Origin of the sequence: Slackia heliotrinireducens DSM 20476, assembly GCF_000023885.1 — a bacterium.
Lineage (GTDB): Bacteria > Actinomycetota > Coriobacteriia > Coriobacteriales > Eggerthellaceae > Slackia > Slackia heliotrinireducens.
Genome location: NC_013165.1, coordinates 1,060,106 through 1,077,954, shown reverse-complemented (window position 1 = coordinate 1,077,954; position 17,849 = coordinate 1,060,106). Strand labels below are relative to the sequence as shown.

At 58.5% G+C, this 17,849-nt stretch carries 15 protein-coding genes; 6 read left to right on the top strand and 9 right to left on the bottom strand.

The features are described from left to right. Nucleotides 1-349: 349 nt before the first annotated feature. The 4 genes from SHEL_RS04570 to SHEL_RS04555 all read left to right on the top strand — a co-directional run bounded on the left by SHEL_RS04570 (nucleotide 350) and on the right by SHEL_RS04555 (nucleotide 5,760). The gene (locus tag SHEL_RS04570; RefSeq protein WP_012798078.1) at nucleotides 350-1,672 is read left to right on the top strand and encodes an MFS transporter; all 1,323 of its coding nucleotides are present in this window, start codon (nucleotides 350-352) and stop codon (nucleotides 1,670-1,672) included. A 459-nt stretch (nucleotides 1,673-2,131) separates the two neighbouring features. After that, on the top strand, nucleotides 2,132-3,364 hold the full coding sequence (locus tag SHEL_RS04565; RefSeq protein WP_012798077.1) for a CaiB/BaiF CoA transferase family protein: 1,233 nt from the start codon (nucleotides 2,132-2,134) through the stop codon (nucleotides 3,362-3,364). A gap of 108 nt (nucleotides 3,365-3,472) precedes the next feature. Continuing rightward, a complete protein-coding gene (fadK, locus tag SHEL_RS04560) occupies nucleotides 3,473-5,122 on the top strand; it encodes a medium-chain fatty-acid--CoA ligase (RefSeq protein ID WP_012798076.1) in 1,650 nt (549 codons plus the stop codon). A gap of 53 nt (nucleotides 5,123-5,175) precedes the next feature. After that, nucleotides 5,176-5,760: a hypothetical protein gene (locus SHEL_RS04555; RefSeq protein WP_012798075.1), complete on the top strand. Its 585-nt coding sequence runs from the start codon at nucleotides 5,176-5,178 to the stop codon at nucleotides 5,758-5,760. A gap of 79 nt (nucleotides 5,761-5,839) precedes the next feature. Here the strand turns inward: SHEL_RS04555 and SHEL_RS04550 are convergent, their stop codons facing one another. Then, nucleotides 5,840-6,790 (bottom strand): LysR family transcriptional regulator, encoded by a 951-nt coding sequence (locus SHEL_RS04550; protein ID WP_012798074.1) that lies wholly within the window; start codon nucleotides 6,788-6,790, stop codon nucleotides 5,840-5,842. A 293-nt stretch (nucleotides 6,791-7,083) separates the two neighbouring features. Here SHEL_RS04550 and SHEL_RS04545 point away from each other — a divergent pair, with 293 nt between their 5' ends. Further along, nucleotides 7,084-8,280, top strand: coding sequence for an acyl-CoA dehydrogenase family protein (locus SHEL_RS04545; protein ID WP_012798073.1), 1,197 nt, complete (start codon nucleotides 7,084-7,086; stop codon nucleotides 8,278-8,280). A 163-nt stretch (nucleotides 8,281-8,443) separates the two neighbouring features. Here SHEL_RS04545 and SHEL_RS04540 read toward each other — a convergent pair whose 3' ends face one another. From SHEL_RS04540 to SHEL_RS04515, 6 genes are all read right to left on the bottom strand, one after another. After that, nucleotides 8,444-9,610, bottom strand: coding sequence for an acyl-CoA dehydrogenase family protein (locus SHEL_RS04540; RefSeq protein WP_012798072.1), 1,167 nt, complete (start codon nucleotides 9,608-9,610; stop codon nucleotides 8,444-8,446). A gap of 151 nt (nucleotides 9,611-9,761) precedes the next feature. Continuing rightward, nucleotides 9,762-10,058: a ferredoxin family protein gene (locus tag SHEL_RS04535; protein WP_012798071.1), complete on the bottom strand. Its 297-nt coding sequence runs from the start codon at nucleotides 10,056-10,058 to the stop codon at nucleotides 9,762-9,764. Continuing rightward, nucleotides 10,055-11,383: an FAD-dependent oxidoreductase gene (locus tag SHEL_RS04530; protein ID WP_012798070.1), complete on the bottom strand. Its 1,329-nt coding sequence runs from the start codon at nucleotides 11,381-11,383 to the stop codon at nucleotides 10,055-10,057. The genes SHEL_RS04535 and SHEL_RS04530 overlap by 4 nt, the downstream gene beginning before the upstream one ends. Before the next feature lie 396 nt (nucleotides 11,384-11,779). Continuing rightward, nucleotides 11,780-12,673 (bottom strand): electron transfer flavoprotein subunit alpha/FixB family protein, encoded by an 894-nt coding sequence (locus SHEL_RS04525; protein ID WP_012798069.1) that lies wholly within the window; start codon nucleotides 12,671-12,673, stop codon nucleotides 11,780-11,782. Nucleotides 12,674-12,691: 18 nt separating this feature from the next. Next, nucleotides 12,692-13,447, bottom strand: a complete 756-nt coding sequence (locus tag SHEL_RS04520) for an adenine nucleotide alpha hydrolase family protein (protein WP_012798068.1) — start codon at nucleotides 13,445-13,447, stop codon at nucleotides 12,692-12,694. A gap of 257 nt (nucleotides 13,448-13,704) precedes the next feature. Then, nucleotides 13,705-14,862 (bottom strand): acyl-CoA dehydrogenase family protein, encoded by a 1,158-nt coding sequence (locus tag SHEL_RS04515; RefSeq protein WP_012798067.1) that lies wholly within the window; start codon nucleotides 14,860-14,862, stop codon nucleotides 13,705-13,707. Nucleotides 14,863-15,251: 389 nt separating this feature from the next. Between SHEL_RS04515 and SHEL_RS04510 the strand changes: the two genes are divergently transcribed. Next, nucleotides 15,252-15,905 (top strand): TetR/AcrR family transcriptional regulator C-terminal domain-containing protein, encoded by a 654-nt coding sequence (locus SHEL_RS04510; RefSeq protein WP_012798066.1) that lies wholly within the window; start codon nucleotides 15,252-15,254, stop codon nucleotides 15,903-15,905. 108 nt (nucleotides 15,906-16,013) lie between these two features. Here the strand turns inward: SHEL_RS04510 and ndk are convergent, their stop codons facing one another. Then, nucleotides 16,014-16,421, bottom strand: coding sequence for a nucleoside-diphosphate kinase (ndk, locus tag SHEL_RS04505; protein ID WP_012798065.1), 408 nt, complete (start codon nucleotides 16,419-16,421; stop codon nucleotides 16,014-16,016). Nucleotides 16,422-16,472: 51 nt separating this feature from the next. Beyond that, entirely contained in the window at nucleotides 16,473-17,840 is a 1,368-nt protein-coding gene (locus SHEL_RS04500; RefSeq protein WP_012798064.1) for a tetratricopeptide repeat protein, read from the bottom strand. Nucleotides 17,841-17,849: the final 9 nt, after the last annotated feature.

Below are 17,849 nucleotides of genomic sequence, written 5' to 3'. Positions count from 1 at the left end.
GGGCGCCTTCCTATAAACGCATCCTATGCACAAGCCAAGCGATATGAAAACCAATACGTTACAAATATTCAGCGAACGGTACTTTTTCACCCGATAACGCCTTATACCGGCCATTCTGTACCGTTATATCCACCGATTTTAAGTCAAGAGGCAAATCGAATGTTTTCCTCTATGAATCGACCAGAAAACCCGCAATTGAATCTATTGGCGTTCGATATCGGGGTTATGGATAATACGTGGTGAAGAGAACGGTCCGCAGTCGTTGAAATTCTATGTGGGCGAGTTTCAAAGACGGCGGATGGTGATCTCCATATTGAGCCGAATCAATCAACATTAGGAGGAGATTGTAGTGAGTGCAGCTCAACAAGCGAAGAAGTACCTTCTCGCTATCGCCACGACGTACATGTGCTACCTGACCCATGGCGTCCAGGCAATCATTCTTAGCCAGAACAAGGTCAATTTCGCCACTCAGTGGGGATTTGACATGTCTGACCCCAACTCCGCAGCCTTCGCCGCTGGCGCCGCTGCCGTGTCTTTGGCCATCACCTGGACCGGCGTCGGCAAGTTCGTCAGCGTCTGGATCGGCGGCGAGATTTCCGACCGCATCGGCCGTAAGATCCCCGCTGTCCTCGGTGGCGTCCTGTACATCATCTGCTTCGTGATCTTCCTGGTCACCAACAGCGCTACCGTCGCTTGCGTCGCAGGCTTCCTGTCCGGCGTTGCTACGTCTGGCTTCTGGGATGGCGCTCTGTACCCGGCAATCGCCGAGGCTTCGCCGAAGTATGCAGGCTCCACCACCATCGGCATCAAGGCCGTCATCTCCGTGTCCGGTATCGTGTACCCGCTGTTCGCCGCTATGAACTCCGGCGCCAACTGGCACATCAACATCTGGATCCCCATCGTCATGTCCGTCATCGCCACCGTGCTGGCCATCATCACCCCGTTCGTGTATGACGACGAGCGCAAGCAGGGTGTCGAGAAGGATACCGCCGGCGCCAAGAACGCTGCCGAAGCTGAAATCCAGGCTGCTAGGGACGCCATGCTGCGTAAGCCCAACGGCCTCGAGAACTTCGTCACCCTGTTCTTCGGCTTCATCATCATGTTCATCATGTACGGCGCACAGCAGTACTCCAAGGCCTTCGGCATCAACAACCTCGGCCTGTCCGACGTTGCCGCTGCAGGCATGACCTCCATCTACACCGCCGGTTCCATCATCGCCGTCCTCTTCTGGGCATTCATGATGGGCAAGCTCCGCTGGAGCCCGATCAAGGTCATCCTGATCGACTCCATCATCGCCACCGTCGCTCTGGCCATGGTCATCCTGGCCCTGCCTCTCGGCCTCGGTGCCGGCGTCGTCTACATCGCCATCGCCCTGCTCGGCTTCGGCGCTGCTGGCGGCATGCTCCAGACTGGCGTCACCCTGCGTCAGACGGTTTGCCCCGGTCCTCGCGGTCGTAACGTCGGTATGTACTACACCTTCATGGGCTTCGCCTCCGTCTTCCTGCCCTTCATCGTCGGCAGCATGACCTCTGCCGTGGGTGAAACCCAGGCCGTCTGGGTCATGATGATCCTGCTGCTCGTCGCAGCCCTGATCTCCTGCGCCATGAGCGCCTACCTGGTGGCTGCTTGGAAGGGTCTGTTCGGCAAGAGCGCAATGGCTCCTCAGGACTAAGCCTTAACATTCGATAGCCCACAGCGCTTGCAAAAAGCGATCGCATTGGAACCCGGCTCCCAAAGAGGGCCGGGTTCTTCTTTTTTCCGGCCCCGCAGCCCCGGTTGGAACCTTCGCCCCACACCCTTCTCCCCCTGGTTGTCGCAATGCATATAACCGCAGATGAACAGCACAGAATCGCATTGTTTGGCCAACCATAAATCGAGCCTATGAATAGGCCTGAAGATACCTCAAAGCAACGATTAGACACCTCTTCACACGTCCACCATAATAAAGACAAGAAAGGTGGTCGGCCCTGGGAAGACCCACCGTCGATCCGTCTGAAACCTATTCCGAGATTACCCGAAGGCACACCGTTTCGTTTCCATCCGGAGAATGACCGCTTGCAGGTCGTAAGTGGTTTTTCTATATCCACCCATTACGAGGTTCCGCTGAAGCGGAAACCAAGGAGGTCAGACTATGCAACCACTCAAGGGTCTTAAGGTCGTCGATCTTACCACCTTCCTCGCCACCCCCACGACCGGCCGCGTGCTCGGTGAAATGGGCGCCGAGGTCATCAAGGTCGAAGCCGCCAAGGGCGACCCTACCCGCGTCAACCAGGCTCCCGTTTACGGCATGCCGATGGCCGACGACGAAAACCTCGCCTTCGACATGGCAAACATGCACAAGCGCTGCATCAGCTTGAACCTGAAGTCCGAAACCGGCCTTGAGGCGTTCAACAAGCTGCTCGCTGACGCTGACATCTTCATCACCAACAACCGCACCAAGTCCCTGCGCAAGATGGGCCTCGACTGGGAAAGCCTGCATGCCAAGTATCCTCGCCTGATCATGGGCCACGGCCTGGGCTACGGCAAGGTCGGCGCCGAGAAGGATGCTGCCGGCTTCGACGTCACCTGCTACATGGGCCGCGGCGGCGTCTTCGGCACCACCGTCGACAAGGACTCCTTCCCTATGATCCCCACCAACGGCTACGGTGACTTCCAGGCCTCCATGTTCCTGGCCGCAGGCATCCTGGCTGCCGTCATCGGCCGCGAGACCACCGGCGAAGGCGACTACGTCACCTGCGCTCTGCAGCACGCCGGCATCTACGCCCTGTCCACGGGCATGGTTTCCGCCCAGTACGGCAACCCCTACCCCAAGAGCCGCCTCGAGGTCAACAACCCGCTGAACAACGTCTTCCGCTCCGGCGACGGCAAGTGGGTCGTCCTGTGCCTCCCCGAGTACAACCGCGACTGGCCGCGCGTCCTGAAGCTCATCCATCGTGAAGACCTGTTGGAAGACACCGATATGGCCGACATCTTCACCGTCAACGGCAAGGGCCTGGCTCCTCAGGTCGTCCGCATCCTGGACGAGGGCTTCGCTCAGTTCACCCGCGACGAGCTGCTCAAGATGTTCAAAGAGAACGACATGCCCTGCGAGCCTGCTCAGACCCCGACGGACATCTACGAAGACCAGAACGCCATCGAGAACGAGTACATCAAGCAGGTCCCCTATCCCAAGGGCGGCCGTTGGTGCCCCACGATCCCGGTTCAGTTCGAGATCAACGACATGGCTCCCTTCGAGCCCACCGGCAAGCTCGGCGAAGACACCGAGGCCGTCATGAAGGAGCTCGGCTACACCGACGAGCAGATCGCTGCCGCTCTGGCCGACGGTTCCATCAAGGGCGCTACCAGCCTGGACGAGCTCATCTAAGTTCCAACGGGCACACCCGATCCCAAATGAGCAAAAAGAAAGGGCAGGTGGCTCAGCCTGCCCTTTCTTTAACCCCAGCACCACCGAGCCAAGAGGGAAGCACGCGCCATGATCACTGATTTGAAGATCAACGAAGAAGCCAAGAAACAGTACTACGAAAAAGGCTACTGGACCGAAGACACCATCGCAGACGTATGGGCTCGCCAGTGCAAGGCATTCGCCGATAAGACCTACGTCAAGGACGACCTCGGCGCTTCATACACCTATGCGGAATGCGATGAACTTTCCTCACGCGTCGCGGCATGGCTCGTCGATGCGGGCGTCGAAGTCGGCGACATCGTCACCTTCCAGTTCCCTACCTGGGCGGAATTCTGCATCTTCTACCTGGGCATCACCAAAGCCGGCGCCGTCATGCATCCGCTGCCGCGCAACTTCAGCGTGGAGGATCTGGTCTACGTCATGAACCTGGTCGGATCGCGCGCGTTCATCTGCCCCACCTACGAACGTTCGATAGACCACGAGCCCATGGCCCTGGAGTGCATCGAGCGCGTCGACACCCTGGACGCTTCCCGAGTGCTGCTTTTCGACAAGAACGGGAAGCCGGCAAACTCCGACCTGATGACCTATGCCAAAGTCATCGAAACCTATGAGCCGCTGTCAGAATTCCCGAATGCGTCCTCTGACAGCGTGGCTTGCATCCTGTCCACAAGCGGCACGACCGGCAAGCCCAAACAAGCGCTCCTCACCCATAACAACATCCTGTTCTCGGAGCGCGCATTCACTGGCGGGTTGCACCTGACCAGCGACGACATCATGTTTATGCCGTCCCCGCTCAACCACGCTACCGGATTCTTCCACGGTTTGATCTCGCCTATGCTGCTGGGACAGACCACCGTTCTGGAAGAGCGGTTCAAGGCATCCACCGCCATCCGCATCATCAACAAAGAGAAGGTCACCTGGTCCATGGGCGCCACGCCCTTCATCATGGATATCCTGACCGAGCTCGAGGCCGCGCACAGCCATGTGCCCACGCTCAAACTATTCCTGAGCGGCGGCGCTCCTCTGCCCAGCCGCCTCATCGAGCGCGCCAAACGGCACAACATCCTGCTTTGCGAGTGCTACGGCTCCACGGAAAGCTGCCCGCACGCCTACGTGCCGCCTGAGAAGTGCACCGAATGGAACGGAGCCTGGTCGGGTGTGGCTTTGGAGGGAATCGAAGTCGGCGTTGTAGATGAGAACCGCAAGCCCGTCCCCTGCGGCGTGCAGGGCGAAGAGATCAGCCGCGGTCCCCACATGTTCGTGGGCTACCTCAACAACCCGGAGGAAACGAACAAGGCGCTCGACGATGACGGCTGGTTCTACAGCGGCGACCTGTGCTACATGGATGAAGAAGGCCGCATCCGCATCAACGGCCGCAAGAAAGAGATTATCATTCGCGGCGGCGAGAACATCTCCGCTCTTGAAGTGGACGACAACGTCATGGACTGGGCGGACATCGTCGACCAAGCCACCATCGGCGCGCCCGACGACCGCATGGGCGAACGCATCTGCCTGTTCGCCGTGCCGGCGGCCCATCTGGAACACACGCCCGAGCTGGCGGACCTTTTGGAACACCTGCGCGAAAAAGGAGTCTCCAAGCGCCTGTGGCCCGAGCGTCTGGAACTGATCGACGAGATTCCCCGCACGCCCACGGGCAAAGTGCGTCGCAACGAATTGCTCCGCATTCTGAAGCGCCGCATGGGGCTTCCCGAAGAATAGAATGAACGACGGTCGGCCATCAGCGCCGACCGCATGCTTAAAGGGGGTACATCGTGGCCGAGAAACGCGAGTTCAGCATCACCCGCACCCGCAACGGATTCAAGCCGCGCATCAGCGACAACGACCTGCCGTTCTACCAAGATGCCAACGGCGATGTGACCGTCGGGTTCGGCGGAGCCAACGACATCTTCTACTCGGGATCCGGCTCCACCGTCGTCGCCGAGATGCCTTACATGTATCTGGGCGAAGAGGACGGCGGCCTGCCCGAGCGGCAGCAGATCCTGACCGAAGACGACCTGCCCGAAGGCGTCGAGCTCGACTACCGCATCGACGGCGGCTTCAACAACAACTGCATCGTTGTGGATTGGACCATCAAGAACAAGGACCTGTACCAGGTGGACTGGGTCGCCCTGAAAACCTTCACTGGCATGCAGATGAAATACGTCCTGCCGAAGAAGTTCCCTCCCCTGTATTTCGCACTGGCCCGGGAGGACGCCTACGTCTACTGCAACAAGCAGCCCTGCGAGGAATGCGCCTTCCGGTGCAAGAGCGGCTTCGTCATCTACTACCACATCAAGGGTCTGGGCATCGTCCGCAAGCCCATGACCCGCATCAGCCTGCTGAAGCTGGAGAAATAACGCTCGAAGCCGCACGAAACATTCCTCATCCGACGAAAAAAGCCGCCCGATCGGGCGGCTTTCGTATACCGTAAGGGTTTTACTCGGCGTTCTCGCGAACCACTTTGCAGGTGGGAAGCGTACCCTCAGGAGGCACGAACTCCTTCGCAAGGTCGATGAAGCTTTCCAAGGCGCGGTTCTTGAACTCGTCCTTCTTGTACACCATGTACATGCGGTGGAAGTCCACCGGCACGTCGCGGTCGTCGATGGGAATGATGACCAGGTCTGTGAAGGGCTTCATGCCGATGGTGTACGTGAGCAGGCCCACGGAATCGTCTCGCTCGTTGGACACCATGCCGCACAGGGTGATCTCGTCGTCGAAGCGCTGATGCGTCTTGATGCCGTATTCGTCAGTCACGGCCGCAACCTCGGCTCCGATGGGGATGTCGGTGCGGTAGGTGTAGATTTCGAACCCGCATTTGCGCAGGTCATCCATTCGAATGGACTTGCGCTCGGCCAAGGGGTGGTCCGCTTTCACACAGGCGACCAGCTGATGGGCCACAACCGGGAAGAATCGCAGCGTAGGCTCGTTGTCCTTAAACGCCGAGAACACCACGTCGTATTTGTCGTTCTTCAAGTCCTCGATAAGCTCTAACGTGACGCCCTGGGAAACCACGAACTTCACGGCGTCGCCGTATTCGGCATGGTAGGAACGCAGCAAAGCCGGCAGATAGTCGCCGGTGATGGTGTAGATGCCGCCGATGTTGATGCGGCCGGACAGGCTGCCCGTGTACTCCTTCATGACGGCGATGCCCTTATCCAGCTCGCGCAAGGCATCGTTTACGTAGACCGCGAACTCTTTTCCATATTTGGTAAGGCACACGTTGCGGCCTTTGCGCTGGAACAGAGGAACGCCCAGCTCCTTCTCCAAAGACTTGATGGCATCGGACAGAGCAGGCTGGGTGATGTAGAGCTCTTTCGCCGCCTTCGTGTAGTGCTGAAGTTCCGCAAGTTTCCGAAAATAATAAAGCTGCGAAAGGTTCATGCTCATTGATGTTACCTCCGAGACACTTTTCAGCTGAAATATCGTCAATGCTTATAAAACTGAAAATCCGAACGTCGGTACAGGGTCAATCTTGCAATAGTGTGGTGTTATTCACAAGTTGCCACGATAGGTATACATGCTATCCATAATTTCCGTTTATTATGAGCCGTTCTGATAGGTTACACGATATTGCCATGGTGACTCTAATTGGATATTCCGAGGTCAGGCCCCCATAATGACAGACATGAAAGAGTTCTGCTGAACGGGGCTCTACGGATTACCTACTGAAGGAGGTTTTAATGAATCCGAACGCGACTATCACCGACGAGCAGTTTGAGGCTTACCTCAAGCAGATCCGCGAACTGGTGGAAGGTCCTTTTGAGGAGATTCAGAAGGAGGTCGAAGTCACCAACGTGTTCCCGCAGGAGTTCTATGATCTCGCCATCAAGAACGATCTGTACCGCTTCTACCTGCCCGCAGAGTACGGTGGATGGAACCTCAACGAGCTCGAGATCCTGCGCGTCCAGGAAGAGTTCTCCCGTGGCCCTGGCGGAATGCGCATGCATCTCCATCATGCCGCTGACATGAACTGGCGCATCCTTGACGACTACGGCAAACCGGAGCTCAAGGCCAAGTACATGGACAAGTTCCAGGACAAGACCATCTACTGCAACTTCGCCATCACCGAGCAGACTGGCGGCACCGGTGCTGACCTTCACACCACCGCTCTGAAGAACGAGAAGGGCAACTACGTCCTCAACGGCGAGAAGTGGCTCATCTCCCACACCGACTGCTCTGACTTCACCTACGTCATCGCTGTGACCGACCCCGAAAGCGACAAGGATTCCCGCCTGTCCGCATTCTTCGTTCCCAACGATGCTCCTGGCTTCGAAATCGTCGAAATGCCCCACATGATGGGCTGCCGCGGCGCCGGCCATGCAGGCCTGAAGTTCAACAACGTTGAACTCGAGCCCATCTACCTGCTCGGCGAAGAGGGCCAGGGCATGGAAGTCGCCATCCACTCCCTCTCCGTCTCCCGCGTCCACATCGCCATGTCCAACCTCGGTATGGCTCAGCGTATGCTCGAGATCACCCTCAAGCGCGCCAATGACCGCATCACCTTCGGCAAGCCGATCGCTTCTCGCCAGATGATCAAAGAGAAGATCGCCCGCATGCAGGCTCACATCCACACCCTGCGTTGCGCCATCTACGACTTCGCTCGCGACTACGACATCGATCCGTACAACGAGTACGTCACCGAGAAGGCCGCCATCTGCAAGCTGGTCTCCATCGAGACCGTCAAGGAAGTCTCCGACGAGATGCTGGAGATCTTCGGTGGCGACGGCTACTTCGAGGACAGCCCCTACGGCCCGACCGAGCGTCTGTATCGTGACTGCCGCGCCATGTGGCTCGAGGAAGGTGCTCCCAACGTTCAGAAGATCACCATCGCTCGCGAGTGCCAGAAGTTCGGCGGCGTCGTCAAGTACAACTTCTAAGTTATACTCAGACGTCCCATCAGGACACCTTAGCTTCAAAAGCGAAGAAGACCGCCTTTGCCGGCGGTCTTCTTTCTGTTATGGTGAGGTCAACGCGACACAGAATAAGCCCCGCTGCGCAAGTGCGAGCAGCGGGGCTTTCGTATTGCGGTGCGAAACGCCGTTATCGATTGTTTTTCGAGGCCTTGTATTGCTCCAGAATGAGCGGTGCAGCGATGACGACCATGACCTCGTCGGTACCGTCGGCAAACTGGTAGCCGCGGCAGTCCTGCCAGATGGAAGAAACCCTGTTCTCCTGAATGTATCCGCGGCCGCCCAGAATCTGCATGGCATCGCTTGCCACCTCGGTCGCCGCCTTGGGCACGTAGTATTTCATCAGGGCGACGCTCAGGCGCTTATGCTCTCCCCTGTCGTATTCCCGCGCGGCCCCGTAAACCAGATTGCGCATGTTGGTCAGCTTGACCTCCATCTCAGTCAGCTTCATCTGGACCTGCTGAAGATCCGCTATGCGCTGTCCGAAGGCCTCGCGTCCGCGGGCCCACGCAACGGCGTCCTCCATGGCCGCCTGAGCCTCTCCGAGGGCCGCTGCGCACGTGAACACGCGTCCGTACTCCAGAAGGCTGTACAGCTGGGAGAAGCCCTTGGAAGAGCCCTTAAGCCGCCATGATTCCTTAACCTCGACGTTGTCGAACCTGACGGTGGCGAACGGAAGCATGGATTGGCCGATTTTCTGTTCCGGGTATGCATAGATGCCCGCGGCGGAACGAGGGACCATCCAAAACGAGAATTCCGGCTCGCCGTCGTCTCCGGTCTTGTCATAAGCCGACACGAGCAGCGCAGGAGCGTATTCCCCGTTGTTCACGAACATCTTCGTTCCGTTCATGACCAGCGTATCGCCTTCACGCGTCACGTGCGTGCGCATGCTGCGGGTGTCAGAGCCGGCCTCAGGCTCAGAGATGGCCAGAGCATAGGACAGACGTCCTGTGTCCTGGTATTCGGTGCGGAACGGCGATGTCTGTGCCGAGCTGGCGAACGCCTCCAGGATCTGCAGCTGCAGAAGATCGTTCTGGAACGGCAGGCAGGCTCCGGAAATACGGCTCAGCTCCTCGATGACCAGCACTTGTGCGAACAGGTCGTAGGTCCTGTGGTTCCTTCGATGGATGACCCCGAACCCGTTGAAGTCCAAATCCACAAAAGCTTTGACCACCTCGTCCGGCAATCCCTGATCTTTGCGCCATTTCGAAATGGACGCCGGGGTGAAGTACTTCTCTCCGTACTCCCGAACGTGATTGAGCAGCCTTTGCTCATCTCTGCTTAGACCATCGTACATGGCATGGCCTTTCCGTCATTTTTTCTCTCTTATCCTCGAACCCGCATACGGGACCAATCTTTCGCCCCATATACGCAAAACGAGGATGCCCCGCTTCATTGTAGAGCATCCTCGCAAGTTGAGCATCAAATACTATGCGCCGTTTATCCCATTATCCGAAGCGATACTCGACACCCATGGTGGGGCCGGGGTAGACCCATTTCTTGATGATGGTGTCGCCGCAGGCGATACGGCAGGTGCCGCACTCCAGGCAGCCGGCATAGTCGAAGGACTTGTTGCCGTCCTCATCGCGCTTGTACAGCGCCGCAGGGCACACGCGAATCAGCTTGTCGAATTCCGCATCGGAACCCTCAAGGTCCACTTCGATGTGTGCGTTCTCCTCGTCGACCTCGTACTTGTTCAGCGACAGGTACTCGTCAACGTTCACCTCGATCTCGATGTTGCTCATAGGGCCTTCATTGCTCCTCTCACATCCTTGAAGAGGTTCATGAAGCCCACTTCCTTCACGATAGGCATCATGGTCTTCTTCATGGGCTGAACAGGCGTTCCATCAATGACGAACATCTTGTTCATCATGTCGCGAATCATCTCGGGATAGCCGCAGAACATGCGGTCGAAGCCCTCCATGAATCCGGGGACCAGCTTGAACTGGTTGAGGTCCTTCAGGACGAAGGAGTTGTTCAGGCGGTTCACATAACCGGCAAGGCCGCTCTTGGACGTGTCGCCAGCATCAAGGGCCTCCACAGCGGCCTGGCCGGCGTACTGGCCGGCGGCCACGGCGTAGTCCATGCCGCGCACGGTGTAGCCCAGGTTGACACACATCATGGCCGCGTCGCCAGCGACGATGACGCCGTCGCCGGTCAGCTCGGGCATCATGTTGATGCCGCCTTCGGGAACCATGTGGCCGGAGTGCTCTACCATCTTGGCGTCCTTCAGGACAGGAGCCACGGCCGGATGGGCCTTCAGATCCTCGAGCATCTGGTAAACAGGACGCGTGGCGCCGTTCGCGATGGCTTCGATGCCTGCGACGATGCCGATGGAGATGGAATCCTTGTTGGTGTAGATGATGCCGCCGCCGAACAGGCCATGGGTGACATCGCCAGCAAACAGCCATGCAGCACCTTCGCCGTCAGCAACCTGGAACAGGTCGTTGATGCGCTGCTCGGAAAGCTCGTAGACCTCTTTGACGCCGACAGCCATGAACTTGGCTTCGGGGCGCTTGTAGCCGACGGCCTTCTCGGTCAGCAGGGAGTTGACGCCATCTGCGAGGATGACCACGGATGCGGTCATTTCGTCTTCGCCCGCACGCACGCCGTAGATTTTGCCAGCAGTGCCGGTGACGGAGCCGTCCTCGTCCTTGAGGAGGTCTTCCACGGGAATGCCGCAGATGATTTCGGCACCTTCGTTCTCAGCCTGCTCGGCCAACCACGGGTCGAACACGGCGCGCAGGATGGTGTAGGACTCCTGACCATCCTTGGTCAGGTCCTCGGAGGTGAAGTCGATGGTGAAGTTGGAATCCGGAGCCATCAGCGAGATGCGCTCATGCGAAACCTTGCGCTCGAATGGAAGCTCCGAGAAGTCCATGTCCGGGAACACGCTGTGCAGCGAGTGGGCGTAGATGCGCCCGCCGGTCATGTTTTTGGCGCCTGCAAAGTTGCCGCGTTCTACGACGAGGACGGATTTGCCCGCCTTCGCGAGTTCGTATGCGGCCACGGAGCCGGCTAGGCCTGCGCCGACGACGATCGCATCGAAATCAGGCTCAAAATCAGCCATGGTGCCACATCCTTTCTTTGTCGTAATCAGGCGTTGTCACGCCAACGTATGCGGTTGCGATTTGCCTTGGGAACCCGCAGGGTTTCCAGAGCGAACCCAACCCCCTTACCACATAGCCTACGGCCGAAACGGCTTTTTGAAACCGAAGGACGGCACCAATCCAGACGTCGTATCCCCCATTTGAAAAACCGCATGAGTCCTTTGCGTCTGCCCATAGGAAAACCGTATCCTATGCACGAACCATCATGCCATGCGAACCAGCTCGTTGCATCACACGAAAAAGGTACGACAGACGCGAAGGTGCTCAATCTCGCCCAACAGTAAAGCTTGTTGATGGACAAAAAGAGCCACTGAAGCGGCGCGGAGACAGCCCTCGCCGCTTCAGTGGAGAAGTGCTTACAGCGCAGCTGCCAGAGCAGGCAGGACATCCTCGACGGAGCCCACGACGCCCAGGTCGCACTGCTTGAAGATAGGAGCGTTCTTGTCCTTGTTGATGGCGATGATCACGCCGGAACGGTTGCAACCGACCATATGCTGCATCTGACCGGAGATGCCGGCGCAGATGTAGACCTTCGGGGTCAGCTGCAGACCGGAAACGCCGATGTAGGAATCGAAGTCAGAGCCTTCGACGCCCTCAGCCAGCGGACGGGAGCAACCCACGCCGCCGTTGGTCTTGGCAGCGATCTGCTCGGCGACGCCGATGAGCTCGGTGTTCAGACCGGTCTTGCCCACGAAGCCGCGGCCGCAGGCCACGACGACATCGGCCTTGGTCAAATCGACGCCGGACTTGACGACCGGCTCGGAGGCGACCAGCTTGGCAGCGTTGGCCGGAGCGACCCATGCCAGTTCCTCGGCAGCACCGTTGGAACCGGATGCGGCAGCATCGCCGAACACGGAGGGAGCCACGGTGTAGAATGCAGTGCCCTTGGCCTTGCGGGTGATCTGGCCAACACCGCCGAAGTACATGCTGACAGCAGCGCCGTCGGCGATGGACAGGCAGTCGGTGATCACGGCAGCGCCCTTGGCGGCGGCCAGACGACCGACGACGGACTTGACGTGACGGGTGGGCTCGGCGATGACGACGTCAGCGTCGAGAACGGTGGCGATGGCACCATAGGCGTCGTCAGCGATGGCGCCTTCGGGAACGGCCACATGGTAGGCGGCGTCGGCGATGCCTGCGGGCACCTCGGCGTTGATCACGGCAACGGCGACTTCGTCGGCCACGGTACGGGCGCCAGCGGCGAGCTGGGCAGCCGCGTCAGAATGTTCTGCAATAACAAATGCCTTCATTGTCTTGCTACCCTTTCTTTACAGCGCAGCCTTGATGGCGGCAACGATCTTGGCAGTGGCTTCATCACCGGCGTCGACGATCTCGCAAGCGCGAGCAGCCTGCTCGGGAGCCTTGCAGTCGACGACTTCCAGGGTGTTGGTGTAAGCGCTGGCGGCACCGGAGACGTCCATCGGCTTCTTGCCAGCAGCGAGGATGTCCTTCATGCCGGCAATGCGGGGCACGGCGATGTCGGGAGCCACGGCGACGACGCAGGGGGTCGGGATCTCGACGGTCTCGACCGCGTCCTCGAGAGCGCGCACGACGGTGAGCGAACCAGCGGCCGGGGTGATCTTGGTCGCACCGTTTACGGAAGGCAGACCGAGCTTGGCGGCCAGCTGAACGTCGACCTGCTGGGCGTAGTTGTCGGCGGAACCGTCGCCGCAGACGATGACGTCCACGTCGCCAACCTTGGCGACCAGGTCGGCCAGGGCGGCAGCGGTTGCGTTGGCGTCCAGGTCGGCAGCGGCGTCGTCGGCGATCATGAACAGTTCGTCGGCGCCACGGGCCAGGATGTCCTTCTTGGTCTTGGAGTCATCGATACCCTTGCCACCCACGGTAACGACGTAAACCTTGGAGTCGCCGGCAGCGGCTGCGAGCTGGGCTGCAGCCTCGATGGCGTTCCTGTCGTATTCGGAGACCTTGTTCTTAGCCTTGGAGTAATCCAGCGAGCCATCGGCTGCGACCTGGATGTCCTGGTCGTCCGGAACGACCTTGATTGCAACTGCGATCTTCATTACGTTCCTTTCCTTTCGGATCCGTTGAAACCTGTTCTGTCTGCGCCTGCCCAGCACCTGGCTTTTGCTTGGCTGGGCTACGATGCGAACACGACTTGCGGGTGCTTGCTTGGCGCTGTTGGCAAATGTTTCCATCGGGATAACGTTTGCTTGAAACCGGCGTCGGCTGTGTGCTGCGGATGCAGCGCCGACGCCGGATGTTGCATGCCATTGCATGGCCGCCTTCGTCGGCGGCATGCCGGATGGAAGGCGCCTGACTACTTGTCGGCGTACTTCTTGGCGACCTGACGGCCGGCGATGTAGGCCATGATCTCGTGCGTACCGCCGCCGAACATGTTGCCGCGCAGGTCGGCCCAGATGCGGCCGATGCGGACTTCGGTGGTGTAGCCGAGGCCGGCGTAGATGCCCAGGGCCTTGTCGGCGACCTTGAAGCACTCGGAGCAGCCGTAGCGCTTGAGCAGGGCGGATTCCAGCTGCACGGGGATGCCGTTGTCGAGCTGCCAGAGGGTCTTGTACAGCATGTTACGGGTGTTCTGGACGGCGATCTCCATGTCGGTCAGGTACTCCATGATGATTTCCTGACGGGCGATCGGCTTGCCGAAGGCGATGCGCTGGTTAGCGTACTTGGTGGCGTCTTCCAGAGCCGCCTGAGCCAGACCGACCTGCTCGGCGACGATGAAGGCACGCTCGACCTCGAAGTTCTTCATCAGCATCATGAAGCCCTTGCCCGGCTCGCCCATGCGGTCTTCCTCGGTAACGACGACGTTGTCCAGGTAGACCTCACAGAACGGAATGCACTGCTGGCCAATCTTATGCAGCGGAGCGGTGGAAACGCCCTCGCGGTCCATGTTGATGTACCAAAGGCTCATGTTGCGGTTCTCGCGAGAGGGGTCCTCGTCCTTGGCGACCACGATGGTGTACGGAAGCTTGGCGCCCATGGTAACCCAGGTCTTCTGACCGTTCAGACGATAGGTGCCATCCTCCTGCTTCACAGCGGTGCAGGTCATGGAGCCGTTGTCGGAGCCTGCGCCCGGCTCGGAGATGGACAGAGAAGCGATGGGCCAGCCGGTCTCCATGTAGTGTTCGACAGCCTGCTGCTTCTGCTCTTCGGTGCCGAACTCCATGATGTCGAACATCGACAGGGAGTTCTGGTACAGGATGTGCATGCAGCCGGAGGAACGGTAGAGCTCTTCGATCATGAGGCCCAGAGTGACCTTGTCGCAAGGGATTCCGCCGTATTCCTCGGGGATGCCCATCAAGCCGAAGCCGTTCTCTGCATAGGCCAGAGCGATTTCGTCAGGCATATCGCCCTTCTCGTACATTTCCTTGATGACGTCTTCGGTAAAGTAACGCTCGCAGAATTCACGTACGCTTTCCAGCAACAGCTCTTGCTCGTCGGTCAATGCGAAATCCATTACGTCCTCCTTATATTGAGTCCTTTGGTACGGAAGCTACGCCTTCCATATGACAGCTAAGACTTTACGTCGCTCCATATCATTTAGGGATGGTCAACTTCTCAATTTTGTACCGATTTGTGGCCATATCAACCATTCATAACCACTTCATATATATCAATGGTAAAGTATCGGAGTTTCTTGCCTTTTTACTGCTTTAACAGGGCTTTTTAGTAGTCTATCAGGGGTTTTGCTAGGCCATCCGCTTAGGGGTCAGAATTGAATATCTGTTGTGCTAATCTTCATATCCGTAGCAAAAGCGCGTATGATACTGGTTGACACATCAGTGATAATCCGAGTTCAATCAAGCGTATTGGAAAGAATGGCTGAAACAGATTGGAGGTCGGCGCATGGGATCCATCGACACAATGATGCTTCTTGGGGACACTTTTGTAGAATTGTCCGAAAATCTGCCCTTTGACAAAATCTCTGTTTCGGACATCGTTGCCGCATCCCAAAAGAACCGCAAAACGTTCTACTATCATTTTGAGAGCAAGACGCACCTCATTCGCTGGATCTTCCGCAGCGATCTGGCGCGCATGCTGCGCGACCGATTCGAAGAATCCCAGTTGGTTTTCGAGCCCATGACCGAAGAGTCCATGCCGGACCTCCCCTACTACGTGCGGCTCAAGACGGGCGTGCGTTCACTCGACTCGTCGGAGTTTCTGCGTGCGTTCGCCGATGTCCTTCAGGAGCGCAAGACCTACTATAGGAGAGCCTTGAGGTCCAACGAACCCGACAGCCTGCGGACGTACCTCATCAACCTGTACACGCCCGCACTGGAAGACGACATCCGCTTCATCCTGAGCAACCGCTGGCTTTCCGAATCCAGCATCCGGTTTCTGGCGGAGTTCTACTCGGGCGCCATCATCACATACATCATCACGAAGCTTTCCACATCCGATGACGAGGACATCCTCGAGGACATGAAGCATTTCACCAACATCGTTCATTCGTCTTTGGAAGAACAGATCAACCAGCAGCAGCTTCGCCGCATGGCGTAGCGCCGCCGAACCGCTCCAAAACCCTTTGCGCAGCTAACCCCCGATTGACGCGCAACGTAAAACGAGCCCGCAGGTGCGGGCTCGTTTCGTTTCGATATGACGTGTCGGTTATTCGCCGAAGAAGATGTTGATCTCACGCTCGGCGGAAGCCACGGAGTCGGAACCATGGATGACGTTCTCATCCATGATCAGGCCGAAATCGCCGCGGATGGTTCCGGGGGCGGCTTCGGCCGGGTTGGTGGGTCCCATCAGCGTGCGCATCTTCTTGACGGCGCCTTCGCCGGAAACAACCATCTTGACCACGGGACCGCTGGTGATGTAAGCGATCAACCCATCATAAAAGGGCTTGCCTTCATGCTCGGCATAGTTCGCAGCCGCCTGTTCAGGAGTGACCGGTTCCAGAACCATGCGTTCGATGGTCAGCCCGGCACGCTCGATGCGCGCGATAATCTCTCCGATGTGGTGGTTGCGCACCGCATCGGGCTTGAGCATGGAGTAGGTCTTTTCGATTGCCATTCCTTGTTCCTTTCGCTATCTGAAGGCCGCGGTTCGGCCCTGAAATCCGCTTTATTCAGACTGCTCTTCGGACGGGAAGAACAGCTCGACGTCAGAAACCTTCCAGCCAATCATGTCGCGCGCAAGGCTGACCTTGTAGTTGACATCCCCGCCCTCGGAGGTGCTTGCAGTCACATACACCGTAGAGGTGGACATGGACCTGTCGACGCCGTCGATGGTGATGCTGTCGTCCTGGACAACCTCGTTCATGATTTCGGCGATATCGGCATCGGCCAGGCCGTCGACGAAGTATTCGGCGGCGTTGTCGGTGTTGGCGAACAGGTCGGCAACGACGTCCTGCTGCTGAGGATAGCCGTAGCCCTGGGTGTACAGGTACACGCCTGCAGCAGCGGCGGCCAGCAGCAGCACGAAGAAGAACACGAGGATCTTCAAACCCACGTTGCGACGCTTGCGGTCCTGGCGGGCGATATTCTTGGAGTAGCTTTCAAGCTCCTCGTCCGTCGCGTTGAAGAAGCGGTCGTCGCCGGAGGCGTAGCCGTCGTCGACCTCATAGCCGTAGTGGTCTGCCGGATAGTGCGTAGGATCATCCACATACTGCATGTCGGTGTCGATGGGCATGCCATCGGCGGCGACGTCAAGGCCGGTCATATCCTGCAGCCCTATGTCGGACTGGGGAACGTCGACAGGCGCGATGGATGCGGTGCCCGTTGCGACTGCCGTGGCGGCCTTGCTGTAGTCGACGCTGGCCGAACCGGTCAGGAAGTACGTCTTGTCGGCAAGGGCGGCTTCGAAGGCGTTCATGGCCTTCTGCATCTGGCCGCAGGCGACATAGGCCTGGCCCAGGTTGGCTTGCATCTTGTTGCGCATTGCGGGGTCCATGTCGAACTGCAGCGCGCTCTCATAGGACTGGACGGCCGCCTGGGGACGGTCGAGAGCCATGAAGCACACGCCCAGGTTGAGCAGGGCCTTCGTGGGGTCGGGATTGGCAGGGTCCAGAGCGGCCTCGCGGAAAGCGGCGCCGGCTTCGGCGTTCTTCCCCAGCTGCAGCAGAGCATTGCCCATGCCCAGATGGGCCTTGTAGCGGGACGCGTACTTCGCGTCGGACGTGGCGATTTCGAAGCAGGCTACTGCGTTCTCATAATCCTTCAGAGCCGCATAGGCCTTGCCCATGTTGCAGTTGACCGCGCCGCAGGCGTCGTACGCGCTGTCGGCGACGGCCTGGCTGTACGCGCCGATGGCGGATTCGAAATCCCGCATCTGCAAATAGCTGTTGCCAATCTGGTGGTACAGGAACCCGGTATCACCGGGGGCCTTTTCGACCTCCTCGTCCTGCAGGCATTGCGTATACGCTTCGATGGCGCCTGCAAAATCATGGGAGGCGTAAGCGGCCTTCGCTTGATCGATGTAGGTATTTTCCATAAACGGTTA